This is a genomic window from Sphingobacterium chungjuense, assembly GCF_011316935.1.
Taxonomy (GTDB): Bacteria; Bacteroidota; Bacteroidia; order Sphingobacteriales; family Sphingobacteriaceae; genus Sphingobacterium; species Sphingobacterium chungjuense.
Map to the genome: position 1 here is coordinate 378460 of NZ_WLYS01000001.1, position 23406 is coordinate 401865.

Below are 23406 nucleotides of genomic sequence, written 5' to 3' on the forward strand. Positions count from 1 at the left end.
ACCCAAAAGTCGAGAAAACTCTAACTGTAAAGTGTTTAAATTTTAACGATTATATAACATGTAAACAAAAACTATTCCAAGGTAGATTTATTCGAAATAGTTTAACGTGTCGAATCCGCCCGCTTTGAGGTAAGCATCTTTGCGCATCAACTGCAAATCTGCCTGTACCATTTCACTGACTAGCTCATCCAATCCGTATTTTGGTTGCCAGTTCAACCGACTTTTTGCTTTATTTGGATCTCCCACCAGCAGGTCTACTTCGGTCGGGCGGAAGTAAGCGGCATCTACTTTCACCACAGTTTGTCCCAATTTGATGTGGTCGGCATTAATACCCAATTCTTTCATACGATCTTGATCACGATCGATCACGACGCCTTTCTCGGCAACGCCTTTTCCACTAAATTCGATTTCAATTCCCAATTCCGCAAAACTCAAGCGTACGAAATCTCGAACGCTGGTAGTAACTCCGGTCGCGATCACATAATCTTCGGGTTTTTCTTGTTGCAGCATGAGCCACATGGCTTCGACATAGTCTTTAGCGTGCCCCCAATCGCGTTGTGCAGACAGGTTTCCTAAGAATAATTTGTCCTGCAATCCTAATGCTATCTTCGCTGCTGCACGTGTAATCTTGCGCGTGACGAAAGTCTCTCCGCGAACCGGACTTTCGTGGTTAAATAGGATACCATTGCAAGCAAACATACCGTAGGCTTCCCTGTAATTAACCGTAATCCAATAAGCATACATTTTTGCGACAGCATAGGGACTTCTTGGATAAAAAGGTGTTGTTTCTGATTGTGGTACCGCTTGCACTAAACCATACAGTTCGGAGGTAGATGCTTGGTATATCTTTGTTTTTTCGACTAACCCTAATAGACGAACAGCTTCCATAATACGTAGTACGCCTACGCCATCGGCGTTTGCCGTATATTCTGGTGTATCGAAACTCACTTTCACATGAGACTGTGCGGCCAGATTGTAGATCTCGTCAGGCTGTGTTTCTTGGATAACGCGAATTAGATTTGTGGAATCGGTCAAATCACCGTAGTGCAAGATTAGATTACGATGCTGCGTATGCGGATCTTGATACAGATGATCAATGCGATCAGTGTTGAACAACGAACTGCGGCGTTTTAGGCCGTGCACGATGTACCCTTTCTTCAGCAAAAATTCGGAAAGATAAGCTCCATCCTGCCCGGTTATACCTGTAATTAACGCTACCTTTTGTCGCATTGTAATGTAATAATTTGTCCAAAAATAAAAAAAACCTCCTAAAGTGTGTTACACATTAGGAGGTTTCAGCTGATTGATACCGTTTTATTGCCCTGTAGCCTAATCTAAGCGAGTAAAATTAAAAACTAAATTTCCCTCTCCTTGATCTAAAGGAATCGGCATACGCATCACCATAGTCTCTCCATCCGCATAGGATAAGTCTAAACGGTAACCTGTAGTAACATTAGATGCTTTGTCGCCAGCATACAATTTCTTGAACTGAAATTGTGGCTCGCCCATTCCTTTACCCGGATTGAATATAGACCAGACGATGTTGCGAACAGCACCGTTGGCACATAGTGTGCCTTCGCTTCTGAACTCAATACTCCCACGGTAATTTCCTGTCGGCAATTCCCATACACTTCCTACAAAACACTCCACAGGAGCTTCATCAAAAATATTTTTTACAGTGTATGCAGCAGGAATATCCTCCCGATCTACCGTATTTAACACCCACTTGCCTTTTACTCCCGCGCGCCATTGCGACGCTGTTGGTCCAGACTCTGCCGCGGCAGAACCGGTAGTTTTACGTGGTGCTCCGCAAGAACCCATCACAAAGACAATCGCTAAAAGCGATAATATCGACATTACCTGTTTACGCATAATATTAAATTTGATATTTTTGATCATTCTAAATTTATTCATTGCTATGAAGAGTTCGTCTTCCAAAAATCATACCACTAGCAAGATCGTCGCAAAGTCAATATTACGATTATTTTTTGTTTTGTTTGCGATGTTACTGGCTTTTTATGTCACGCAGGATGCCAGCAAACTGAGTGGCATCAACTTATATTTTACAAATAAGTGGGTACTACTTTTCCCGATCACGCTCTTCTTACTGTACGTAACGCTCTTGATTCTCGTATTAAAAAATAAGTACGAACGTGAAGAGTACAATTGGTTGATGTCGTTGAGTGGTGGTTTCTTAATAGCGTATACACTACTCCTATTTGCACGGATTTATCCATTGGTTTTTGGATAGTATTCCGCACAGTAGCATATAAAATAGATTCCTCATCTTTACCCGACGTAAAATAAAAAAATAGAAAATGGCAAATATCATAATTACTGGAGCAAGTAGTGGCGTAGGTTTTGAAGCCGTCTTAGACCTTACCGCAAAGAAGGAAAATAAGGTCATTGCCTTGGCAAGATCTGCTGATAAACTGCGGAAATTACATGAAATTGCGACTTCACTCAATCCCGATGGCGGTACGTTGTATCCTGCGCAATTTGATATTGTCAATGACAACTACGCGGAATCACTCGTCCCCTTTATAGCATCTAAATTTGAGCAAGTGGATATTTTGATCAATAATGCCGGTGTATTGGTTAATAAACCTTTTATGGAAACTTCTGCGCAAGATTTTGCGCAGGTACTACAGACTAATTTACTAGGACATAGCCAGATGATTCAGCACATCGTTCCGATGATGAAATCCGGCGCGCATATGGTGAATATTGGTAGCATGGGCGGCGTGCAAGGTTCCTCTAAATTCCCCGGTTTAGCAGCTTATTCGGCCAGCAAAGGTGCTTTGGCCATCTTGACAGAATGCTTGGCAGAAGAATTTAAACCTTTAGGCATTTCGGTGAATTGCTTAGCGCTAGGCTCTTCCCAAACAGAAATGTTTGAGCAGGCGTTTCCAGGTGTACAAGCCGGTACGCTCGCTTTCGAAATGGGCAGGTATATCGCAGAATTTGCGCAAACAGGGCATCAATATTTTAACGGAAAAGTGTTGCCCGTGGCCAATACAACGCCTTAAAAAGCGTTGCTTTCATTCGTTACAACCCTTTAACCCAATCGGCAATATCTTTCAAGAGTGTCGGATCGATGGTGGTTTCGATCGTATAATATTCTTGTAAACCACCGGTTTTGGCCGGCTGTAGCAGATGATTCAAGTTTGCGTACGTTTTAATTCTGCTTTGCGGATTACCCGGCAGATTGGCGACGAGCGATTCCTGATTTTCTTTGGCAGGCACCTGAACATCTTTCTCGCCGAATGCGGCGTAGAGTGGAATATTGATCTTTTGAATAAAAGGCACAGGATCTATGCGCATAAAATACCGGTAAGGCTCCAGCAACATCACTTGCAGTTCCTTTTTGAGCGTGCCCGAAGCTCCACCTACCGACTTCATATTCTCTAGCAACTGAGTCATAGCTTTTGGTGCAGGTAAGTCACTTTTGACTACTTCAAAATTCTTCCGATTGATTGGACGCACCTTTGCTAATTGCTTTTCGCTCATCCCCTGACTTTTCCCCACATGATATAGCTGCAATACCATCAACGAATCGATTGGCAACGATGGGCCAGCCAACGATACGATAAATTTGAGATCGGGCGCATGTTGCCCTGCCAGCAGAAGCGAGATCAATCCCCCTTCGCTATGTCCAATCATTCCCACTCGTGTGGAATCTACTGTTGCCTGCGCTTTGAGAAATTTTAATCCGGCTAGTGCATCGCGACTAAAATCACCAATATTGCTTTGCAAAAAATTACCAGATGATTGAGCTACGCCGCGATCATCGTACCGCAACACAACAATACCTTGACGGGTTAGATAATCGGCCAATACCTCAAACGGTTTGTGCCCTTCTAATTCAGAATTCCGGTTTTGCGGACCTGAGCCACTGACTAAAATCACAGCGGGATATTTTCCCGGCGCTTTAGGTTGCGTCAACGTACCGGCTAAAGTAACCTCACTCGCTGTATTATCGAAGGTCACCTCCTTGATATTATATGGAAATGGCGCTACTGGTTGTTGTGGTCGTTTGACGGTTTGTGTGCTATCGTATCTTCCCAAACGTAAAGGTGCTGTGTAATTTCCTTGACGAAAAGTACCCTCTACATGTTCACCATCGGCGCTGATGCGTCCTTGATAAGACATACCCAATGCCGCTGATTGGAGATGAATAGAATCACCTTCCACTTCAATGACATTTAATTTAAAATCTAAACGTGTTTGTGATGGACTGCGCATGGTGCCCGTCCATGTATCTCCTTTTTGTAGAGAAAACTGAAGTGGCAATAAGCCTGTTGGCACGGCCAAATCACCTTTCCATGCGCCTTCAAAGGACTGCGAGACACCTCGGCAGGAGTAAAACAATGTCATTAAAATTATAAAAGCAATTCTCATTTTATCTATTTAAGGTAAGGTCCCCACAGGTGCAAAAGCGTATCGGCCAACAATGTCACTAATACAATCCAAACTGCGTGAACCTTTTTCTTCGAATTCATGGCTATCTTCATGCCAACAACGAGTAAATAGAAAAAATAGATGAGCATCGCCAATCCAATTAAGCCTGCACTGGCGGTTATAAATAGATCAAAAGGTGCTACTGTTTCTAATCTCATGTCGCCTGCTTGCACCGCATCAAGCAGCAATTCACTTTTCGATCTGGAATAAGGATTCATTAGCAAAAAACCGGTCATATAATTGATCACTTGCGATAGTAGGAGCACTATCAGCACATCCTGCCAGCGAACCTGATAGTAAAGCACTTTGGCCAGCAGCCACAATAGTACAGCTGGAAAGACAATGTTGATCGCCGCATTGACAAAACCGGCGTACCATGAAACTTCCGCCACTAAATGCTGTTGAAAGACGCCGTCGGGAACATAGCGAAATAAAAAAACTTGCATCGAAGCCCACACATAAGCGATTAAACCAATCCGGAGCATCATCCGATCGGATAGATTAGCAAAAGGATTTATTAAGACTTGGCTAAAGCTGCTCATGCTTGATTTGATCTAAAAATTGTTGAACTTCTTCCGGTCTTTGCGTACCGACTAATACCTTGCTGCCATCCTTAAAATGGATTTGTAAACCATATTTTCCTTTTACCGTGTACGCCGTACCTTTAGGACCTATCCGATATCCCCAGCCACCGTAATCGAGCAAACTGTATTTCTGAATTTGTACATCCTCAATTTTGTCCCAAGCCCACACCCTGCGCCATAGAAAAGGTTTGAAATCTACCATTATCCCTGTGCTATCGACCGAAGTATGCAGCCGTATGAAAGTGAAAAAGGCGATAATCAAGACGAGGATAGACAGACCAATAATCTTATCTGACTCCCACTCATTATCTCTGATCGCACCATAAATTCCCAATGCGATAAAAAGTAGAAATACCACGATAAGCCACCGGGACCAAAAACTTTGCGTCTCTACGTATGTCTTATTATTCATATAATATAGGTTTTAGGATGTACGGATTACATTATTTACTCGTTTTATTACTCTTTAGCTTTGTGATAAGGTCGTCTAGTTTGTTTCGGACGGTCGGGTAACTTTTGCCCATCTGATTGGCCATTTCTTTCAAGCTGCCAGAGTTTTCCAAAAAACGAATCACAAACTCCTGTTCTTCCCGATCCAACAACATCAGCGGAGGCAAATCATACGTGCCACTCACCGCTGTTCCGCAAGCAAGGCATTCCAACTTGGCGACGCGCAGATCCGCATCGCAACTGGGACAAATAGTGGGTAGCTTCATGTCAAATATTAACTTTATTAAATGTAATATAAATAATATTAAAAACAAAATTAACATTATGAATTGAACTGATGAAAATTAGCTATCGGACATTTTGTATCTTTGCACGTAGTTTAAATTATGAGAAAAATTATCGGTTATTTGCTATCACCGCTCTTCTACACCGCTTTTGGGGTGCTGATCGTGATCTTTCATCCTATTCAATGGCTTTGTTTGAAATTAGGTGGTTATCGCGCACACAAATGGAGTGTAGACATGTTGAACGCCGGCTTGGTATCCTGCAACTATTTACTATTTAACCGTGTTCGTTTTATCGACAATCCGGAAATTCCTGTGGGCCGCCCAATCGTATTTGTTGCGAACCACCAAAGTATGTACGATATACCACCGCTTATCTTCTTTCTACGTCGCTTTCATGGAAAGTTTATCTCTAAGCTAGAGCTGGCTAACGCGGGCATTCCGAGCATTTCATTTAATCTCAAACATGGTGGTGCAGCCAACATTGACCGTAAAGATCCTAAGCAATCTATTGCCGAAATCTTGAAGCTAGCACAGCATATGCATAATCGAAAATGGTCTGCATTCATTTTCCCAGAAGGCACTCGCACAAAAACAGGTCAGATGAAGGCCTTTTCTGTCGGCGGCATTGCGACCTTATTAAAGAAAAATCCCGATGCGCTCGTGGTTCCTATCGCGATAAAAGGCTCATACAAAATGGTGCAATGGGGTATGTTTCCACTAAGACCATTTACGCCGATGTCTTGGGAAGTATTGGCTCCTATAGAAAAAGGAGATTTGTTGTTGGATGAAATCGTATTGGCCGCGGAGAATGTGATTCGCGCCAAGGTAGAAGCATAGTCCTATTTTACCGTTCGACCTTTCCAGTCGTATTTACCTATATTACCAGCTACGCCAATGTACACGAGGTACAAGGCATGCGCAAAAGACAAGAAAGGTAGATAGCGCAATAACTCCGGACGACGCACAAATTGGGTAATTGGTAGCAGGAATATAAATTCAACGGCTACTTTCAGCCCGACGCTGAGGGCAAAAACCCAATCAAACACAGGTAGCATATAAAAGAAATGCACCGTACCCCATAATAGCGCCATGTTGAACAGCCAAATAATAACACCAAGCGCCACAATACGTTTATCTTTATATTTGGTACTCTTTGATGCCCAACGTTTACGTTGACTGATGAAGGAGGCCAATGTTGGTTTGGCCTCGGTGTAGACGATCGCTTCTTCCGATCGACAAAAGCCAATATGATGAGCTGCCTCTTCCGAAACTTTGTGCAGCAATAATTCATCATCCCCGGAGGCCAAATCATCAATTCCTTTGAAGCCGCCTACGCGATAGAAGGTTTCTTTGCGATACGCTAAATTCGCGCCATTACAGGTTGTCGGTACGCCATTGCCAATTCCAGAAGCTCCTAATCCGATCAGATAAAGAAACTCCAATGTTTGTAATCGCTCAAACAGTGACTTCTCCTCGTGATAAGCCACCGGAGATGACACCATTTCAAAGTTACCACGATCCATGTAATCGACCACGGTTTTCACCCAATCAGCTCCCATCCGACAATCGGCATCGGTAGTCATGATGATATCACCGGAAGACATATCAATAGCTTTGGCAATCGCCAACTTCTTATACGAGTTAAGCTTATCGCCTTCATCCAATTGGAGTAACCGCACTCCTTGATGTTGGTAGTTCCTGACAATTTCCGCCGTACGATCGGTGGAATGATCATCTATCACAATTACCTCCAACAAATCTTTCGGATACGATTGCGCAACTAAACAATCCAATGTACGACCAATATTGTCTTCCTCATTACGAGCAGCAATCAAGACCGACACTTTGTTCCAATTGGTTTCTCTCGTTCGAGCGATCTTTAAGCCCGTACGATACCAACCAAAACGCATGTATAGCACCAGTCCTACATAGACCAGCGTCGCAACCAATAAGCAACTGTTAAGACTTTCCATTGCCACCGACATAATTAACTTGAAACACAAAGAAAGTACCTATAATAGCGGGCAAGATTAGGTTGACAAACCATACAAAAGACACAATAGCCATCACGGCAATCTCTTGCGTGGTGATATAAGCATATAAATTACTAGCTACGAAGCTACGCACACTGAAATCAAATAGATCCAGCGAAGGCACTGCAGCCTGTACAAAAAACAAAATAAAAATCATTAATACCATCGATAACATGGGTAGCTCAGGCAGGAAGAAAAGCATGAGCACCATATATTGAGATGTGAAGATAGCAAAGCGCGCAAAGGAAATCAACAACACATGACACAATTCTTTCGATGTGAAGTCTTCTAAAATGCTAAAGAAAGGTTTGACCTTAGCGAGAAACTTTACTTTGCCCACTAGTGTATCTACCCAATGCACATTGAAATAGAGAATCAGGAAAGCGCTGGCATAAATAATCGCTATCATCCAAACGGCCATCTTTACAAAAATAGGTGTTGGAAGAAATGTCTGCACGAACCAAGCAATACTCAATGCGCCGAACACACTGGTCAGCACAAGTTGTGCAAATAGGCCTACGCCCATCGCAACTGCACCTGAAGCACGATTTTCGGGCTGCAGCAAAAGCACACGCCCACCATATTCACCAATGCGATTGGGTGTGAAAATTGCCCAGGTCAGTCCGCAAAAAACCGATCGAATGGCAGTCCACCAGCCGAGGCGCTCGATCTTCTTGCTCAAATGACGCCATTTTACGACTTCAAGAAACCAATTGGCAAACATCATCATGACCACCACAGCCAAAATTAGCCAGATGGACGACCCATCAAATTCGCTGATTAATGCGTTGAATTGCTTCAGGTTTTGCTGATGCGTGATTTTGCTGTATACAAACCACGATGTCAGCGCCACGATGAGCACTTTGATGGAAATATTAAGATATGACTTCTGTACTTTGTTCAAGACAATTTTGAAAGCACAATGTTAAGAATTTTTTAAGACATAGTGGGGCAAACAGATCGGTAATTTGCTAGTGATTTTCAGCATTTCTCGTAGGCATTGGAGGCCTGAGTCACTATCACGACTGTGGATATATTTTTGTAATATTGCTTCATGCAAAGGGAGAAGGCGAAAGAGCGAATTATACTGGGGATCGATCCGGGCACGGTTGTATTGGGTTATGGCGTCGTGAAGGAGGTTGGCAGCAAAATTACGCTAGTGAGCATGGGCGTTATCAAGATGGGACATCTGGACGATCACGCACTTAAATTGCAGCGCATCTTCAAAAAAACCACTTCGCTAATTGAGCAATACAAACCAGATTGTATGGCTTTGGAAGCACCTTTCTACGGGAAAAATGTGCAGGTTATGCTAAAACTAGGGCGTGCGCAAGGTGTGGCCATGGCGGCAGGACTGAACTACGATCTTCCGATCTTCGAGTATGCGCCCCGTAAAATAAAACAATCAGTCACTGGCAACGGGAGCGCCACGAAAGAACAAGTTGCTGCCATGCTAAAAAGCCTTTTGAAATTCGAAGAAAGTCCTGAATTTCTTGATGCGACGGATGGTTTGGCGGTGGCAGTTTGTCATTCCTTTCAAAAGGTTGGTTCAGCAGGTAAAAGCACGAGCTATTCTGGCTGGGAATCTTTTGTAAAAGACAATAAATCTCGGATAAAATAAAAAATCTATAATCTTACCTGTCGGATCACATTTTTCACATTCAGCTCCACAATATCGATCATCGTCTTGCACCGTTCGTACGCGCTGTTTTTATAGAATTCGGCATAGCCTGATTTGAGCTGTTGAATATTTTCTGGCGTAGATACAGGCTGCATGCGCGAGGCATCTCGCAAATCCTTAATCCGGTGGCGTTCGCTACGAACGCGATGCACGATGGACGAATGCTCTTCTTGCTGGTATTGTAATACGGTTCGCTCTGTCAGGTACTCCATCGAAAGCTTGACATAGGGAAAGTTTTCCTTGAAGAATTGTGGCATGTACACCTTGGGATTACCTTCGTAGAATTGCTGATCGAAGTCTATTGCTCTAATCCGGAATTGATAGTCGTCGAAATCAGGTGTAATCTGCATGACAAAATTATAGGCGCGCATATCTCCTAGCAACGATATGATACAGCGCTCATTAAATTTCACAAACTCTTTGGCAATCCGAGTTTGGTTAAAATCTTCGCGATGCATACTGGTTTTCGAAAATACATCTCCCGGGATGCCTACAATATGCTCCTCGACCAAAGTATCACGATCATAAATGTAATTCACCTGATTGGGCGACACGATTTCTTCCAACTCTAATCCTAGTATGCGCGACGCATCTGCTTGCTTGATGTAGAAATAATCATACACATCATTCAATCGATTAATAATCCGTACCCTAAAAGGTTTGGTATTACCAAAGGCACAATATTCAATTCTGTCAACAATCTTATGTTCTACAATCTTGGTATTGCCAGATGCCTTCAGACTTGCATACACGACCTTCAGCTTGGCATGCAACAGCTCCAATGTATGCTGCGGATAGAGTGGTGATTCCCAATACGTATCTTCTCCATGTTTATCGTACACAGGCACCGATTCATCAAATTCTAACAGATCGTTATAGCTTACTGGTAAGCGTGCATCGCGCTGATAAAACTTAAGATACTTGGCTAATCCAGCATGTACCGGAAAACGTGGCTTCTTTCTGGAAATGGTTACGTCATCTTGCATTTGTCTTGTACTTGAGTTTGAGTGCTGTAATATGCCCTTATGCTGTTAGCAAGTAGAAAATCAGTTACTTATTAGACACAGTAGAAGATCGTTTGGCGCTACGAACCGCTGCATGTAACTATTTCAACTGTATAAATTTAGTCATTCTAACTGAGTCATGCATAGGCTACAAGTCTGATAATATCATAAAAAACACGCCTCAATATTACAAACAAAACATAATAATACCGCTAAATCTTATTATTTTTGAAAAAGTTTAATCTACTGACTTAATTGAATTCTATATGGAAAAGAAATATGCGAATTATGATTTAGATAATTTGGATGTTCAAATCTTGTCAATTCTAATGGAGAATGCATCTATACCGTATACGGAAATAGCTAAAAAGCTGATCGTATCAGGCGGAACGATCCACGTTCGGATGAAAAAAATGGAAGAATTAGGCATTATCCGCGGCTCGCACTTGATGATAAACCCTCAGAAAGTCGGGTATGATATCACTGCGTTTCTAGGTATTTATTTAGAAAAGGGCTCGCAATACTCTGATGCGGTGGATCAGCTGAAAGAAATTAAAGAAGTTGTGGAGCTTCATTATTGTACGGGACAATATAGCGCATTTGCCAAAATTGTTTGTCGTGATACGGCACATCTTAGAAAGGTATTGAACGAAGATATCCAAGCGCTAAAAGGCATACAGCGCACAGAGACGATCATCTCACTAGAAGAAAGTATCAAAAGACAGATTACCTTATAAAATCTCTTGAAGTAGCTGGATGTAGAATTCGACTCCGTCGTTTACCTCAGCTACATAGATAAATTCATCCGCGGAATGGGAGCGTGCGGAGTGCCCAGGACCGACTTTCAGTGAAGGAATTGGAAGTAAGGCTTGGTCGCTCATCGTTGGGCTCCCATATGTTTTTTTGCCCAGCTTTATGCCCGCTTTTACAATAGGATGATCCATCGGTATGGTAGATGAGTTTAATCGTGTAGAACGTGGCGTCACCTCCGATTTCACCTGTGTACGGATGATTTCTAACACGTCGGTATTGCTATACACATCTGTTGTACGTACATCGACCACATAAGAACATTCTGCCGGTACTACATTGTGTTGCGAACCTGCATTCACCATCGTGACCGACATTTTGATCGGACCTAAATACGCGGATTCTTTGGGAAATTGATACAAGCGAAACCAGTTGATATCTTCGATTGCTTGATAAATGGCGTTCACGCCTTCTTCGCGTGCTGCATGACCAGATTCGCCCGGTGCCACACAATCTAGTACCATCAATCCTTTTTCGGCTACCGCCAAATCCAATAGCGTCGGTTCGCCGACAATCGCAAACGCACAAGGTTTGATAGATGCGTAAGCCAGCTCAATCCCATGCTTACCCGAAACTTCTTCTTCAGCTGAAGCAATAAGACATAAATTATAGGCTAGATCTGTTTTCTCATAATAATAGCAGAAAGCAGCTATCAAAGCGACCAAACAACCGCCTGCATCATTGGATCCTAAGCCATACAATTTACCATCCGCGATTTCGGCTTGAAAAGGATCGCGAGTATAGCCCGGATTTGGCTTAACCGTATCGTGGTGAGAGTTAAGTAAAATAGTGGGCTTTGACTCATCAAAAAATCGATTGTATGCAATTACGTTATGTGCCACACGTTCAGAAACGATGCCTTTTCGCGTCAGGAAATTTTGAATCAATTGAGCGGTCTCATCTTCTTCCCTACTCAAAGAAGGTGTCTGAATAAGCTGTTGTAACAAGGCAAGGCTATCTTGTTGCAACTGCTCAACCGTGTATTTACTCATTGTATAATCCTCCTGCTTTTTGTGCAGATAATTTGATTCCTTTGATAAATGCAGAGCTGAAACCATGGTGTTCCATCTCATTGAGTCCGGCAATGGTGCACCCTTTTGGAGAGGTCACCTTATCAATTTCGCTTTCTGGGTGCGATTGCATTTGCAATAACAAATCTGCCGCCCCTTTGGCCGTTTGAACCGCCATCTTTAAAGCATCATGCGCGTGAAAACCTATTTCGACGCCACCCTGCGATGCCGCACGAATACTCCGTAAGAAAAAAGCAATTCCGCAGGCGCATAATGCCGTCGCCGCAGTCATCAATTCCTCTTGGATAACGACTACAGAACCTACCGTATTGAAGAGCTTTTCAACTACGGACACTTCCTCGTTTGTAGCGCGATCGGTCGTAATACACGTCATCGACTGCCCGATAGCAATGGCAGTATTGGGCATCGCGCGGACAATGATAGCATGATCGCCTAAAACAGCGCGCATATCGGCACATGAAACGCCTGAAATAACTGAAACGATGATCTGCTCCGGTTTCAACTCGGCGCGAATCTCTTCCATCACCAACTTTGCTTGCTGTGGCAAAATTGCAAGCACCACAATCTCCGCTCCTAGCACGGCCGCGGCATTATCAGCACTAACAGAAAAACCTGCAGCAGATTCCTGCGTGAGAGACTGCACGGAGCGTCTGGTCAACGTAATATCTGCAGGTGTATAGATGCCTGCCTGCGCAATCCCTTTGGCTAGAGAAAAGCCAATGTTGCCGCTTCCGATGATAGTAATTCTAGCCATGATGCTCCAAGTGTTAAATAGTATAGCCGGCTATGCGGATAGCCGTGTACCGAATTTTTGTTGTTGATAATGATGTAGATTGTCGGCATTACCGATAAATACATCGATGACGCCTTTTGCAATAGCGTCAAAAGCATTTTGCAATTTTGGAATCATGCCTGCATGTACCACCTGATTCGCTTTCAGCGACTCAAACTCGCCGCTTCTAATGACTTCAATCACCGAGCTATCATCATTCACGTCCCGTAGTACGCCGTCTTTCTCAAAACAGTATAATAAGGATACATTGTAGGAAGATGCTAATCCTACCGCTAATGCAGAAGCGATCGTATCGGCATTGGTATTGAGCAACTGCCCAGAACCATTGTGCGTTATCGCCGAAAATACGGGCGTAAAGCCTGATTCTAGAAAACGCTTGATGGCATGCTCATTGACAGAATCTGCTAAAATATCACCCGCAAATCCATAATCAATCTCACCGACCGGTCGCTTTACTGCTTTGATGGCATTACCATCTGCACCACTTAAACCAACGGCGTCGCAAGAATATTTTTGCAAGTACGCGACGATTGATTTATTAGTGAGACCAGCGTATACCATGGTTACTACTTTTAGCATTTCTGCATCGGTAATGCGTCGGCCATCCACCATTTGTGCTTCTAAACCCAAATCTGAAGCCAAGCGCGTCGCAATTTTACCGCCGCCGTGTACCAAGATTTTTTTGCCTGGCAGCGCAGCAAATTTTTCGAGAAACGCATCCAGCCTCGCTGGATCATCGATGATATTGCCACCGATCTTTATGATACTTAAATCCGAATGATTTGACATGTTTACTTGAGGTACTATTTAAGGTTTTCCAACATACGTTTCAGCACCAACTGTGCTGCCCAGACTCGGTTGCTGGCCTCCTGAATGACTAAAGAATGTGGCCCATCCAATACTTCGGCAGATAATTCTAGATCGCGACGTACGGGCAAACAGTGCATTACTTTTGCTGCATTGGTCTGCTCCAACGTTTTGTTGGTAATCAACCAGTCCTCTTCTACCGGATATACTTTGCCATAATCTTGAAATGAAGACCAGTTTTTGACATACACAAAATCAGCTCCTGCTAATGCTTCATTCAAATCATGAGTAATATTTACCCCTGCTGTAAACTCTTCGGATAACTCATAACCTTTTGGATGTGCGATCACAAAATCGACCAAACCTTGTTGTTGCGCTTTTCCCATCCACTCGCTGAAAGAGTTAGGGACTGCCTGCGGCAAAGCTTTGACGTGCGGTGCCCAAGCGAGTACCACTTTTGGTTTGTCGACCGTCTTATGTTCGGTGATCGTGATAAGATCCGTCAAACTTTGTAATGGATGGCGCGTCGCACTTTCTAACGACACGACGGGAACACCGCAAAATTTAATAAACTTGTTAAACAAATCTTCCGTATAATCGGCTTCTTTATCCTTTAAGGATGGAAAAGAGCGTAAACCCAAGATATCACAGTATTCGCCCATCACGGCTGCCGCTTCGCGAATATGCTCTACGGTGGTGCCATTCATGACTACGCCATCTTGTGTTTCAAGCGCCCAGCCATCTTTGTCCATATTCATTACCATCACATCCATCCCAAGCTGAATAGCTGCCTTTTGTGTACTCAAACGGGTACGCAGGCTGGGGTTTAAGAATACGAGGCCCAAAGTTTTATGCTTACCCAATTCGGCGTGCGCTCTTGGGTTGGCTTTTAATGTCAATGCTTCTTGTACAGCTTCAGACAAGTTGTCGATGTCTGCCGCTGAGAAAAATTTCTGCATGCTTCTTATTTCAAATTATGATATGGTATTGCTCTAACAAGAGCCCACATGTTTCTACTTAAATTATGCCGTAACCTGTTGTGCCTGCAACTGCTCCGCAAATGCGGCCAAGAACTGATCGGCATGTTCCATACTAAGATTCAAAGCTGGTAATAACCGAATCACATTTGGCTTCGCCTCACCGGTGAAGATTTTATTCTTCATCAATAGATCTTTTTTCACAGATCCCAACTCAGCAGGAAATTCTATACCAATCATCAGACCACGTCCGCGTACTTCCAAGACTTGATCAAAGGCGCGCAATTTCTCGATTAGATAATCTCCCACCTTTGCCGCATTGCTCATCAGGTCATCTTGCTCCATCACATCCAATACAGCGATAGCGGCTGCACATGCTAAGTGATTACCACCAAAGGTAGTACCTAGCATACCATAAGATGCTTTGAATTTAGGAGAGACGGATATCGCACCGACTGGGAATCCATTTCCCATACCTTTGGCCATCGTATAAATATCGGCTTCTACGCCAGCGTAATCATGCGAATAGAACAATCCTGTACGGCCATAGCCACATTGTACCGAATCGGCAATGTAGATCGCTCCATACTGATCGCAAAGACGTCTGATCGCCTGTAAAAATGAGACAGAGGCTTCACGAATACCACCAACGCCTTGTATGCCTTCGATGATGACTGCAGCAATTTCATGGCCTTGCGTAGCAAAAACTTGCTCCAAGGCTTGCTCATCGTTAAAGGCACTAAAAATAATATTGTCTGTTTCGTTTACCGGAGCGACAATAGCAGGATTATCCGTAGCAGCAACTGCTAACGAAGTACGACCATGAAATGCTTTAGAAAAAGAAACTACTTTCTTTCGTCCGGTGTGGAATGATGCTAATTTCAACGCATTCTCATTGGCTTCTGCACCTGAGTTACAGAGAAATAGTTCAAAATCTTCTTTGCCCGATACACGTCCTAACTTTTCTGCCAATTCTTTCTGCAATGGCATTTCGACAGAATTAGAATAAAACCCAATGCGATCTAGTTGTCGTTTGAGCATATCCACATAATGCGGGTGCGTATGTCCAATCGAGATCACAGCGTGACCGCCGTATAGATCTAGGTACTGCGTACCATTATCATCCCAAACGGATGATCCCATTGCCTTTGTAATGCTAATCGGGTTAATGGGGTAAACGTCAAATAGTTTCATCGAAATAGTAATTTGCCAGCTCTACGAACTTGTAAACATCTGTACTAGCAAATATAGCTAAGGAGAATTGAAAAAGGATGGAAAATAGTAATTATCCAACAGCATAAAAAAAGCCTGTTGTGCAAATGCACAACAGGCTTTCTGTTAGTTAGAAACTAATGACTAATTAGTCTTTCTTTTCTTCTGAAGATTCTTCCGTAGCTGGAGTTTCTTCTACAGCTGGTGTAGCTTCTACTTCCTCTACTGCTACTTCTTCCGCTGCTACTGCTTCTTCAACAGGAGCTGCTTCAGCAGTTGCTTTCTTCTTCGCACCACCACGACGACGAGTAGTTTTCTTCTCAGCTTGTACCGTTTTACCGTATACTTCGTTGTAATCTACTAGTTCGATGAATGCCATCTCTGCGTTGTCACCTAAACGGTTTTCCATTTTGATGATACGCGTATAACCACCTGGACGATTTGCTACTTTCTCAGAAACCTCGCGGAAAAGCAAAGTAACAGCATCTTTATCTTTAAGATAAGCAAATACTGTACGACGAGAGTGAGTCGTATCGTTTTTAGATTTAGTAATTAATGGCTCTACATACTGACGTAATGCTTTCGCTTTCGCCAATGTAGTGATAATGCGTTTGTGCTTGATCAATGAAGTCGCCATATTCGCAAGCATAGCTTTACGGTGACTGTCAGTGCGGCCTAAGTGGTTTACTTTTTTTCCGTGTCTCATTTTTGTTTTGTTTTTGTGCGTACCGTTCGGGAAAGTAAGAAGTCTGAAATACGAAGTGAGAACTAATGCTAACTTATCATTTCTGAATTACTTACTTCAAGCGAGGAATTACGCAACAGGTCGCTTATTATTATAATTTTTATTAATCTTCTTCCAATTTGTACTTAGACAAATTCATACCGAAAGAAAGACCTTTCGCTTTTACCAGCTCCTGGATCTCGCTCAATGATTTCTTACCGAAGTTGCGGAATTTCAACATATCTGCTACATCGTAAGTAACTAATTCAGCTAAAGTGCGAATGTCTGCTGCTTTCAAACAGTTAAGAGCACGAACAGAAAGATCTAGATCTACTAATTCAGTTTTCAAGATCTTACGCATGTGCAAGATTTCCTCGTCAACTACTTTAGTTTCTTCTTTAGTTTGTGACTCTAATAACATGTTTTCATCAGAGAACAACATGAAGTGCTGAATCAAGATACGAGCAGCTTCTTTCAATGCATCTTCTGGATGAATAGATCCATCAGTAGAGATGTCCAATAACAATTTCTCGTAATCGGTCTTTTGTTCTACACGATAGTTCTCAATGGTATATTTCACATTTTTGATCGGCGTGTAGATAGAATCAATAGCGATGACACCTACTGGACCATCAGTTACTTTGTTTTCTTCTGCATTGACATAACCACGACCTTTAGAAACAGAAAGTTCTACTTCGATAGTCACGGCTGGATCCATGTTGCAAACCACAAAATCAGGGTTCAATACCTCGAAGTTGTTAGAAAACTTAGAAATATCACCTGCTTTGAACTGATCTTGACCGTTCAGCACGATAAATATCTTCTCTGAATCACCTTGATCTCCTGTTTTCTTGAAACGTACTTGTTTCAAGTTTAAGATGATATCGGTAACGTCTTCAACAACGCCTTTGATAGTCGAAAATTCGTGCGAAACGCCTGAAAATCTTATTGACGTAATTGCATATCCTTCTAATGAGGACAATAAAATACGGCGCAAAGCATTACCAATAGTTACACCAAAACCTGGTTCAAGTGGACGAAACTCAAAAGTACCATCAAAATCAGTCGATTTCTGCATGATTACCTTATCCGGTCTTTGAAATGCTAAAATTGCCATTTATCTGCTTTTAATTTTGTTACAAATTATATACTTATACAATAGCATTAGGATAGTGAATACCACTATCCTAATGCTATCATTTCTTATTTAGAGTACAACTCTACGATTAAGTTCTCTTTGATATTCTCTGGAATATCAGATCTCTCTGGGTAAGATACGAATGTACCTTGTAAATCGTTTGCGTTCCACTCTAACCAACTGAATTTGTTGATTTTGTGACTAGCTACTGAATCCGTGATTGCTTCAACTGATTTTGAACGCTCACGAACAGCTACTACATCACCTGGACGTAAACTGTATGATGGAATGTTAACGACTTCGCCATTAACAGTAATGTGCTTGTGGGATACGAATTGACGAGCAGATGAACGCGTTGGCGCAATGCCCAAACGGTATACTACGTTGTCTAAACGCGCTTCTAGCAATTTCAAGAAGTTCTCACCAGTAACCCCTTGTTTTGAAGAAGCTTTCACGAAAAGGTTAGAGAACTGACGCTCTAAAACTCCGTACGTGTATTTCGCTTTTTGTTTTTCTAACAACTGAATAGCGTATTCAGATTGTTTTCCTCTTCTTTTAGATGGTCCGTGCTGACCAGGAGGATAATTCTTTTTATCTAACGCTTTATCTGGGCCAAAAATAGGCTCTCTGAATTTACGTGCAATCTTGGACTTAGGTCCTGTATATCTTGCCATTTTCTTATCTGTTTGAAGTATCAATCAGCCTATAGCTGATGAATCTTATCTTAAACAATTCTATTAATTAAACTCTTCTACGTTTTGGAGGACGACAACCGTTGTGTGGAAGTGGAGTCACATCTTTAATCAATGTAACATCGATACCAATCGTTTGTAGTGTGCGGATAGCAGACTCGCGACCTGATCCAGGACCTTTCACGAAAACCTCTACTTTACGCAATCCCAAATCGTGTGCGACTTTACCGCAATCTTGAGCTGCTTGTGATGCCGCGTAAGGTGTGTTCTTTTTAGAACCTCTGAAACCCATTTTACCGGCAGACGACCAAGAGATAGTTTGTCCCTGGTTGTTTGTTAAAGTTACGATAATGTTATTAAAAGTAGCGCTGATATGGGCTTGACCCACTGGCTCCACAATAACAATACGCTTTTTAGTAACTTTTTTAGTTTTAGCCATTTCTTAATTCTTATTTAGTAGCTTTTTTCTTGTTTGCAACAGTCTTACGTTTACCTTTACGGGTACGAGAGTTGTTTTTAGTACGCTGACCACGAAGTGGTAAGTGTTTACGGTGACGAAGACCACGGTAACAACCGATGTCCATCAGACGTTTGATGTTCAACTGAACCTCAGAACGCAATGCACCTTCTACTTTGATCTCTTCGTTGATGATCGTACGAATAGCTGTCAATTGCTCATCATCCCATTCTTGGACTTTCACATCGTGACTGATGCCTGCTTTATCTAAGATATATTCAGACGTCGAACGACCAATCCCGAAAATGTACGTAAGGCCGATAACTCCTCTTTTGTTTTTAGGTAAATCTATACCTGAAATCCTTGCCATATAATACTTTAGCGATTATGTTAATACTACCCTTGGCGTTGCTTGAACTTAGGGTTCTTTTTGTTGATTACAAATAGTTTTCCTTTGCGGCGGATAACTTTACAGTCCGCACTGCGTTTTTTAATTGATGCTCTAACTTTCATGTCTAATAATATTTTTAAAAGCTGTAAACCAAATGGAAATTACCCCCTATTTGTAACGGTAGGTAATTCTGCCTTTGGTTAAATCATATGGGGACATTTCCAACTTCACTTTATCGCCTGGTAAAATCTTGATATAATGCATCCGCATTTTACCCGAAATATGGGCGATAATCTCATGCCCATTCTCCAATTCTACACGAAACATAGCGTTGGAAAGTGCTTCCCGAATAATTCCGTCTTGTTCTATTGAGGCTTGCTTAGCCATATATCCCTTGTAATTTACGTGTTAATAGCCTGCACAAACAGGAGTGCAAAGATAAACAAAATAATTGAAAACCAATTACTTTTTACTCAAAACCGCTTCAATCTCCTGAAAGTCCAAAAGTACATCCGGACGTCCTTTTCGGATCGCTACCATTTGCTCAAAGTGAGCAGATAACTTTCCGTCGATTGTGCTGACCGTCCATCCATCTTCCCAGAATTTGATTCCAGCTTTTCCCGCATTAATCATCGGCTCGATACAGATCACCACGCCTTCTTCCAATTTAGTACCCGATCCACGTTTACCATAGTTAGGCACTTCTGGTTTTTCGTGCAATTCAAAGCCGACGCCATGTCCGACTAATTCACGCACGATACCGTAATTATAAGGAACAACGTGATCTTGTACTGCCGAGGATATATCTCCAACACGCTTACCTGCTAGGGCTTGTTCTACTCCTTTTACCAAAGCCGCTTTAGTTACATCAAGTAACTGCTGCGCCTCTGCCGAAATAGTACCCACAGCAAAAGTATACGCCGAATCACTAATGAATCCATTCAAGTTAACGCCACCATCTACCGATACGATATCGCCTTCTTTCAATACGTACTCGCTCGGAAAGCCATGCACGATTTGATCATTGACGGATATACATAAAGAATAGGGAAAGCCTTGATAATTTAAAAACGCTGGTGTACCACCATGGTCTTTAATGAATTCAAAAGCAAACTTATCCAGAGATAATGTGGTAATGCCGGGTTCGACACGACCTGCGATTTCAGCTAATAAATGCGAGAGTACCTTAGCGGACTCTCGCACTTGCTCAATTTCTTCGTCTGATTTCAGAAAGATCTTCGACATCTATTGAATTTATAATGCCGATTGATCTACACCTTCTACTGCGGCAGCCGAACGGCCTTTCACGCGACCAGTTTTCATCAAACCGTCGTAGTGACGCATCAATAAATGACTTTCAATCTGTTGCAACGTATCTAATACTACACCCACCAAGATCAGTAATGACGTACCTCCGAAGAAGTGTGCAAACTGATTGTTGACGCCAAATAGCGCCGCGATGGCTGGCAAGATTGCGATGATTGCGACAAACACAGCCCCCGGGAATGTGATATGTGAAATCACATTGTCAATGAATAGATTGGTGTCGTGTCCTGGCTTGATACCTGGGATAAAACCACCATTCTTCTTCATATCTTCCGACATTTGCTGCGGATTCACCATGATGGCTGTATAAAAGAATGTAAATGCAATGATCAGGATGGCAAACACCATGTTGTACGTGAATGACGTATAGTTACTCAATGACCGAAGGAATTCGGATTGAATATCTGGAAAGAACTGAATCAAGGACATTGGTAAAAACATGATCGCTTGTGCGAAGATGATTGGCATGACACCCGCTGCATTTACTTTCAACGGGATGTATTGTCTTACACCACCCACTTGCTTGTTTCCAACGATTTTCTTGGCATACTGAACCGGGATCTTACGCACACCTTGTACAACCAAGATGGTAAAGATAACCACGAACAATAACGCGACAAACTCGACCAATAAGGCAATCGGACCACCTTGGCCACCCATACGGGAAACCGTTTCTGCTGAAATACCAGCAGGAAGTTGTGCGATAATACCCGACATAATGATCAAGGAAATACCGTTTCCTATTCCTTTATCTGTAATTCGTTCACCTAACCACATGACAAATAACGTACCCGCTGTCAAAACAATCGCTGCCAGAATAGTAAACATCGGATCAGCAATCAATTTGGCATCAGGCGTAATTTGCGTTCTGACGTAAGCAATCGCCTGTACCACGGTAATTGCCACCGTTAGGTAACGCGTGATTTGGGTCAATTTCTTACGACCGGATTCGCCTTCTTTCTGCATTTTCTGAAAAGAAGGCACTGCTATTCCCAAAAGCTGCACAACAATGGATGCGGAGATATACGGCATTACACCTAAGGCGAAGATAGCCGCACTCGAGAATGCTCCCCCAGCAAACATGTTGATGATATCAAGTATGTCTGTCCCGTCTCTACCACTTCCAATCATCAATTGAGCCGGATTTACTCCAGGCAAAACAACGTGACATCCTACACGGTAGATAAAAAGCAACAAGAACGTATACAAGATACGTTTACGAAGCTCTTCGATCTTCCATATATTGGTTAATGTTGTGATTAGTTTATTCATGAATTAAATTTTAACGATAGAACCTCCAGCTGCTTCAATTGCTTTCTGAGCTGTTGCTGAGAAGGCATGAGCTTGTACATCTACTTTAGCGCTTAATTCGCCACGACCTAGTACTTTTACTAAATCATTTTTAGATGCAAGACCATGAGTTCTTAAAGTTTCGAAATCTACCGTAGTAAGGTTGTGCTTAGTAACTAATTCTTGCAATACATCTAGGTTTACACCTACGTATTCTACACGGTTGATGTTTTTGAAACCAACTTTAGGTACACGACGTTGCAAAGGCATCTGACCACCTTCGAAACCGATTTTCGTTTTGTGACCAGAACGAGAACCAGCACCTTTGTGACCACGAGTGGAAGTACCACCACGTCCAGAACCTTGACCACGACCAATACGTTTTCTGTTTTTAGTTGATCCTTCAGCCGGTCTTAAATTACTTAAATTCATTTTTGTTAATGTTGTGTTATGCCTTCGCTCTCACTAAACAGGCCATAACGATAAATACTAGATAATAAACTATAAATGGAAAGAACAGTGAGTGTCCTTTCCATAGATTGTCTTTACTTAGACGGTCTCTACTTTTACCAAGTGGTTGACCTTTCTTACCATACCAATGATTGCTGGTGTGGCTTCAACTTCCACTGCGTGATTGATTTTACGCAATCCCAAAGCTTCGATTGTTTTCTTTTGGCGCTCGCTTCTGTCGATAACGCTCTTTATCTGGGTGATTTTAATTTTTGCCATGATATTAACCGTTAAATACTTTATTCAAATCGATTCCGCGTTGTTGCGCTACTGTATAGGCATCTCTCATGCTACCCAAAGCTTCGATAGTTGCTTTAACTACGTTGTGTGGGTTAGATGAACCTAATGATTTTGCTAATACGTCTGTAATACCAGCACTCTCCAATACGGCACGCATCGCACCGCCGGCAAGTACACCAGTACCACTTACTGCAGGCTTGATCAAAACAGATCCACCTGAGTATTTGCCTAACTGCTCGTGAGGCACTGTACCATGAATGATAGGAACTTTTACTAAGTTCTTTTTCGCGTCATCGATTCCTTTAGTGATCGCTTCAGTAACTTCTTTAGCTTTTCCTAGGCCAAAACCTACGATACCATTTTCGTCACCTACAACAACGATAGCAGAGAAACTGAAGGTACGACCACCTTTAGTTACTTTCGCTACACGCTGAATGCTTACTAAGCGATCTTTCAATTCCATCTCGCTTGATTTTACTCTTTTAATATTGCTTGTTGACATCTCTTC

General features: G+C 42.4%; 31 protein-coding genes. 5 read left to right on the forward strand and 26 right to left on the reverse strand.

The features are described 5' to 3' along the window. Positions 1-87 precede the first annotated feature (87 nt). Both gmd and GKO22_RS01685 read right to left on the reverse strand, forming a co-directional pair. Positions 88-1230: a GDP-mannose 4,6-dehydratase gene (gene gmd, locus GKO22_RS01680; RefSeq protein WP_166332394.1), complete on the reverse strand. Its 1143-nt coding sequence runs from the start codon at positions 1228-1230 to the stop codon at positions 88-90. 99 nt (positions 1231-1329) lie between these two features. Then, positions 1330-1872, reverse strand: coding sequence for a hypothetical protein (locus GKO22_RS01685; RefSeq protein ID WP_116776378.1), 543 nt, complete (start codon positions 1870-1872; stop codon positions 1330-1332). A 46-nt stretch (positions 1873-1918) separates the two neighbouring features. Between GKO22_RS01685 and GKO22_RS01690 the strand changes: the two genes are divergently transcribed. Together GKO22_RS01690 and GKO22_RS01695 are read left to right on the forward strand one after the other, a co-directional pair. After that, on the forward strand, positions 1919-2251 hold the full coding sequence (locus tag GKO22_RS01690) for a hypothetical protein (protein ID WP_166332395.1): 333 nt from the start codon (positions 1919-1921) through the stop codon (positions 2249-2251). A gap of 67 nt (positions 2252-2318) precedes the next feature. Continuing rightward, positions 2319-3029 (forward strand): SDR family NAD(P)-dependent oxidoreductase, encoded by a 711-nt coding sequence (locus tag GKO22_RS01695; RefSeq protein ID WP_166332396.1) that lies wholly within the window; start codon positions 2319-2321, stop codon positions 3027-3029. A 19-nt stretch (positions 3030-3048) separates the two neighbouring features. Here GKO22_RS01695 and GKO22_RS01700 read toward each other — a convergent pair whose 3' ends face one another. The 4 genes from GKO22_RS01700 to GKO22_RS01715 are packed head-to-tail and all read right to left on the reverse strand — an operon-like array spanning position 3049 to position 5761. After that, positions 3049-4377, reverse strand: coding sequence for an alpha/beta hydrolase family protein (locus tag GKO22_RS01700; protein WP_206367776.1), 1329 nt, complete (start codon positions 4375-4377; stop codon positions 3049-3051). A 29-nt stretch (positions 4378-4406) separates the two neighbouring features. After that, on the reverse strand, positions 4407-5003 hold the full coding sequence (locus GKO22_RS01705) for a YIP1 family protein (protein ID WP_166332398.1): 597 nt from the start codon (positions 5001-5003) through the stop codon (positions 4407-4409). Next, the gene (locus tag GKO22_RS01710; RefSeq protein WP_166332399.1) at positions 4990-5457 is read right to left on the reverse strand and encodes a hypothetical protein; all 468 of its coding nucleotides are present in this window, start codon (positions 5455-5457) and stop codon (positions 4990-4992) included. The genes GKO22_RS01705 and GKO22_RS01710 overlap by 14 nt, the downstream gene beginning before the upstream one ends. 31 nt (positions 5458-5488) lie before the next feature. After that, on the reverse strand, positions 5489-5761 hold the full coding sequence (locus tag GKO22_RS01715) for a DUF2089 family protein (protein WP_166332400.1): 273 nt from the start codon (positions 5759-5761) through the stop codon (positions 5489-5491). 120 nt (positions 5762-5881) lie between these two features. Here GKO22_RS01715 and GKO22_RS01720 point away from each other — a divergent pair, with 120 nt between their 5' ends. Continuing rightward, positions 5882-6619 carry a lysophospholipid acyltransferase family protein gene (locus GKO22_RS01720; RefSeq protein ID WP_166332401.1) on the forward strand — a complete coding sequence of 246 codons (738 nt, stop codon included), beginning with the start codon at positions 5882-5884 and terminating at the stop codon, positions 6617-6619. Between the two features lie 2 nt (positions 6620-6621). Here GKO22_RS01720 and GKO22_RS01725 read toward each other — a convergent pair whose 3' ends face one another. Then, a complete protein-coding gene (locus GKO22_RS01725; protein ID WP_166332402.1) occupies positions 6622-7755 on the reverse strand; it encodes a glycosyltransferase family 2 protein in 1134 nt (377 codons plus the stop codon). Further along, positions 7742-8719: a lysylphosphatidylglycerol synthase transmembrane domain-containing protein gene (locus tag GKO22_RS01730; RefSeq protein WP_206367777.1), complete on the reverse strand. Its 978-nt coding sequence runs from the start codon at positions 8717-8719 to the stop codon at positions 7742-7744. Before GKO22_RS01730 ends, GKO22_RS01725 begins: the two co-directional genes overlap by 14 nt. Positions 8720-8869: 150 nt before the next feature. Between GKO22_RS01730 and ruvC the strand changes: the two genes are divergently transcribed. Next, the gene (gene ruvC, locus GKO22_RS01735; protein WP_166332403.1) at positions 8870-9436 is read left to right on the forward strand and encodes a crossover junction endodeoxyribonuclease RuvC; all 567 of its coding nucleotides are present in this window, start codon (positions 8870-8872) and stop codon (positions 9434-9436) included. Positions 9437-9441: 5 nt separating this feature from the next. Here the strand turns inward: ruvC and GKO22_RS01740 are convergent, their stop codons facing one another. Then, positions 9442-10482 (reverse strand): hypothetical protein, encoded by a 1041-nt coding sequence (locus tag GKO22_RS01740; protein WP_166332404.1) that lies wholly within the window; start codon positions 10480-10482, stop codon positions 9442-9444. A 284-nt stretch (positions 10483-10766) separates the two neighbouring features. Here GKO22_RS01740 and GKO22_RS01745 point away from each other — a divergent pair, with 284 nt between their 5' ends. After that, entirely contained in the window at positions 10767-11237 is a 471-nt protein-coding gene (locus GKO22_RS01745) for an Lrp/AsnC ligand binding domain-containing protein (protein WP_116776313.1), read from the forward strand. Here the strand turns inward: GKO22_RS01745 and GKO22_RS01750 are convergent. The 17 genes from GKO22_RS01750 to rpsE all read right to left on the reverse strand — a co-directional run bounded on the left by GKO22_RS01750 (position 11232) and on the right by rpsE (position 23400). Next, a complete protein-coding gene (locus tag GKO22_RS01750) occupies positions 11232-12302 on the reverse strand; it encodes a M20 family metallo-hydrolase (protein WP_166332405.1) in 1071 nt (356 codons plus the stop codon). The genes GKO22_RS01745 and GKO22_RS01750 overlap by 6 nt on opposite strands. Further along, complete coding sequence (gene proC, locus GKO22_RS01755) at positions 12295-13095, reverse strand: pyrroline-5-carboxylate reductase (protein ID WP_166332406.1); 801 nt, start codon at positions 13093-13095, stop codon at positions 12295-12297. Before proC ends, GKO22_RS01750 begins: the two co-directional genes overlap by 8 nt. A 30-nt stretch (positions 13096-13125) precedes the next feature. Beyond that, positions 13126-13923, reverse strand: coding sequence for an acetylglutamate kinase (gene argB / locus GKO22_RS01760; protein WP_166332407.1), 798 nt, complete (start codon positions 13921-13923; stop codon positions 13126-13128). Positions 13924-13937: 14 nt separating this feature from the next. Beyond that, the gene (locus GKO22_RS01765) at positions 13938-14900 is read right to left on the reverse strand and encodes a Rossmann-fold NAD(P)-binding domain-containing protein (protein WP_166332408.1); all 963 of its coding nucleotides are present in this window, start codon (positions 14898-14900) and stop codon (positions 13938-13940) included. Positions 14901-14963: 63 nt separating this feature from the next. Next, the gene (locus GKO22_RS01770) at positions 14964-16112 is read right to left on the reverse strand and encodes an aspartate aminotransferase family protein (protein ID WP_166332409.1); all 1149 of its coding nucleotides are present in this window, start codon (positions 16110-16112) and stop codon (positions 14964-14966) included. 166 nt (positions 16113-16278) lie between these two features. Continuing rightward, the gene (gene rplQ / locus GKO22_RS01775; RefSeq protein WP_166332410.1) at positions 16279-16836 is read right to left on the reverse strand and encodes a 50S ribosomal protein L17; all 558 of its coding nucleotides are present in this window, start codon (positions 16834-16836) and stop codon (positions 16279-16281) included. Between the two features lie 142 nt (positions 16837-16978). After that, positions 16979-17971, reverse strand: coding sequence for a DNA-directed RNA polymerase subunit alpha (locus tag GKO22_RS01780; protein ID WP_066754787.1), 993 nt, complete (start codon positions 17969-17971; stop codon positions 16979-16981). Between the two features lie 86 nt (positions 17972-18057). Beyond that, on the reverse strand, positions 18058-18666 hold the full coding sequence (rpsD, locus tag GKO22_RS01785) for a 30S ribosomal protein S4 (RefSeq protein WP_116776320.1): 609 nt from the start codon (positions 18664-18666) through the stop codon (positions 18058-18060). A gap of 67 nt (positions 18667-18733) precedes the next feature. Then, on the reverse strand, positions 18734-19123 hold the full coding sequence (gene rpsK / locus GKO22_RS01790) for a 30S ribosomal protein S11 (protein ID WP_116776321.1): 390 nt from the start codon (positions 19121-19123) through the stop codon (positions 18734-18736). Positions 19124-19133: 10 nt separating this feature from the next. Beyond that, positions 19134-19511 carry a 30S ribosomal protein S13 gene (gene rpsM / locus GKO22_RS01795; RefSeq protein WP_116776322.1) on the reverse strand — a complete coding sequence of 126 codons (378 nt, stop codon included), beginning with the start codon at positions 19509-19511 and terminating at the stop codon, positions 19134-19136. Positions 19512-19537: 26 nt separating this feature from the next. Beyond that, the gene (gene ykgO / locus GKO22_RS01800; protein ID WP_082784980.1) at positions 19538-19654 is read right to left on the reverse strand and encodes a type B 50S ribosomal protein L36; all 117 of its coding nucleotides are present in this window, start codon (positions 19652-19654) and stop codon (positions 19538-19540) included. A gap of 46 nt (positions 19655-19700) precedes the next feature. After that, the gene (gene infA / locus GKO22_RS01805; protein WP_002997456.1) at positions 19701-19919 is read right to left on the reverse strand and encodes a translation initiation factor IF-1; all 219 of its coding nucleotides are present in this window, start codon (positions 19917-19919) and stop codon (positions 19701-19703) included. Positions 19920-19994: 75 nt separating this feature from the next. Then, a complete protein-coding gene (gene map, locus GKO22_RS01810) occupies positions 19995-20777 on the reverse strand; it encodes a type I methionyl aminopeptidase (RefSeq protein WP_166332411.1) in 783 nt (260 codons plus the stop codon). A gap of 9 nt (positions 20778-20786) precedes the next feature. Then, positions 20787-22130, reverse strand: coding sequence for a preprotein translocase subunit SecY (gene secY / locus GKO22_RS01815; RefSeq protein WP_066754781.1), 1344 nt, complete (start codon positions 22128-22130; stop codon positions 20787-20789). 3 nt (positions 22131-22133) lie between these two features. After that, positions 22134-22580, reverse strand: coding sequence for a 50S ribosomal protein L15 (gene rplO, locus GKO22_RS01820; RefSeq protein WP_166332412.1), 447 nt, complete (start codon positions 22578-22580; stop codon positions 22134-22136). 117 nt (positions 22581-22697) lie between these two features. Next, positions 22698-22877 carry a 50S ribosomal protein L30 gene (gene rpmD / locus GKO22_RS01825; RefSeq protein WP_066754777.1) on the reverse strand — a complete coding sequence of 60 codons (180 nt, stop codon included), beginning with the start codon at positions 22875-22877 and terminating at the stop codon, positions 22698-22700. A gap of 4 nt (positions 22878-22881) precedes the next feature. Beyond that, complete coding sequence (gene rpsE, locus GKO22_RS01830) at positions 22882-23400, reverse strand: 30S ribosomal protein S5 (RefSeq protein ID WP_066754775.1); 519 nt, start codon at positions 23398-23400, stop codon at positions 22882-22884. Positions 23401-23406: the final 6 nt, after the last annotated feature.

Coding starts and splice junctions, on each gene's coding strand:
- gmd (WP_166332394.1), bottom strand. CDS start 1,230: ATGCGACAAAAGGTAGCGTTAATTACAGGTATAACCGGGCAGGATGGA.
- GKO22_RS01685 (WP_116776378.1), bottom strand. CDS start 1,872: ATGCGTAAACAGGTAATGTCGATATTATCGCTTTTAGCGATTGTCTTT.
- GKO22_RS01690 (WP_166332395.1), top strand. CDS start 1,919: ATGAAGAGTTCGTCTTCCAAAAATCATACCACTAGCAAGATCGTCGCA.
- GKO22_RS01695 (WP_166332396.1), top strand. CDS start 2,319: ATGGCAAATATCATAATTACTGGAGCAAGTAGTGGCGTAGGTTTTGAA.
- GKO22_RS01700 (WP_206367776.1), bottom strand. CDS start 4,377: ATGACATTGTTTTACTCCTGCCGAGGTGTCTCGCAGTCCTTTGAAGGC.
- GKO22_RS01705 (WP_166332398.1), bottom strand. CDS start 5,003: ATGAGCAGCTTTAGCCAAGTCTTAATAAATCCTTTTGCTAATCTATCC.
- GKO22_RS01710 (WP_166332399.1), bottom strand. CDS start 5,457: ATGAATAATAAGACATACGTAGAGACGCAAAGTTTTTGGTCCCGGTGG.
- GKO22_RS01715 (WP_166332400.1), bottom strand. CDS start 5,761: ATGAAGCTACCCACTATTTGTCCCAGTTGCGATGCGGATCTGCGCGTC.
- GKO22_RS01720 (WP_166332401.1), top strand. CDS start 5,882: ATGAGAAAAATTATCGGTTATTTGCTATCACCGCTCTTCTACACCGCT.
- GKO22_RS01725 (WP_166332402.1), bottom strand. CDS start 7,755: ATGGAAAGTCTTAACAGTTGCTTATTGGTTGCGACGCTGGTCTATGTA.
- ruvC (WP_166332403.1), top strand. CDS start 8,870: ATGCAAAGGGAGAAGGCGAAAGAGCGAATTATACTGGGGATCGATCCG.
- GKO22_RS01740 (WP_166332404.1), bottom strand. CDS start 10,482: ATGCAAGATGACGTAACCATTTCCAGAAAGAAGCCACGTTTTCCGGTA.
- GKO22_RS01745 (WP_116776313.1), top strand. CDS start 10,767: ATGGAAAAGAAATATGCGAATTATGATTTAGATAATTTGGATGTTCAA.
- GKO22_RS01750 (WP_166332405.1), bottom strand. CDS start 12,302: ATGAGTAAATACACGGTTGAGCAGTTGCAACAAGATAGCCTTGCCTTG.
- proC (WP_166332406.1), bottom strand. CDS start 13,095: ATGGCTAGAATTACTATCATCGGAAGCGGCAACATTGGCTTTTCTCTA.
- argB (WP_166332407.1), bottom strand. CDS start 13,923: ATGTCAAATCATTCGGATTTAAGTATCATAAAGATCGGTGGCAATATC.
- GKO22_RS01765 (WP_166332408.1), bottom strand. CDS start 14,900: ATGCAGAAATTTTTCTCAGCGGCAGACATCGACAACTTGTCTGAAGCT.
- GKO22_RS01770 (WP_166332409.1), bottom strand. CDS start 16,112: ATGAAACTATTTGACGTTTACCCCATTAACCCGATTAGCATTACAAAG.
- rplQ (WP_166332410.1), bottom strand. CDS start 16,836: ATGAGACACGGAAAAAAAGTAAACCACTTAGGCCGCACTGACAGTCAC.
- GKO22_RS01780 (WP_066754787.1), bottom strand. CDS start 17,971: ATGGCAATTTTAGCATTTCAAAGACCGGATAAGGTAATCATGCAGAAA.
- rpsD (WP_116776320.1), bottom strand. CDS start 18,666: ATGGCAAGATATACAGGACCTAAGTCCAAGATTGCACGTAAATTCAGA.
- rpsK (WP_116776321.1), bottom strand. CDS start 19,123: ATGGCTAAAACTAAAAAAGTTACTAAAAAGCGTATTGTTATTGTGGAG.
- rpsM (WP_116776322.1), bottom strand. CDS start 19,511: ATGGCAAGGATTTCAGGTATAGATTTACCTAAAAACAAAAGAGGAGTT.
- ykgO (WP_082784980.1), bottom strand. CDS start 19,654: ATGAAAGTTAGAGCATCAATTAAAAAACGCAGTGCGGACTGTAAAGTT.
- infA (WP_002997456.1), bottom strand. CDS start 19,919: ATGGCTAAGCAAGCCTCAATAGAACAAGACGGAATTATTCGGGAAGCA.
- map (WP_166332411.1), bottom strand. CDS start 20,777: ATGTCGAAGATCTTTCTGAAATCAGACGAAGAAATTGAGCAAGTGCGA.
- secY (WP_066754781.1), bottom strand. CDS start 22,130: ATGAATAAACTAATCACAACATTAACCAATATATGGAAGATCGAAGAG.
- rplO (WP_166332412.1), bottom strand. CDS start 22,580: ATGAATTTAAGTAATTTAAGACCGGCTGAAGGATCAACTAAAAACAGA.
- rpmD (WP_066754777.1), bottom strand. CDS start 22,877: ATGGCAAAAATTAAAATCACCCAGATAAAGAGCGTTATCGACAGAAGC.
- rpsE (WP_066754775.1), bottom strand. CDS start 23,400: ATGTCAACAAGCAATATTAAAAGAGTAAAATCAAGCGAGATGGAATTG.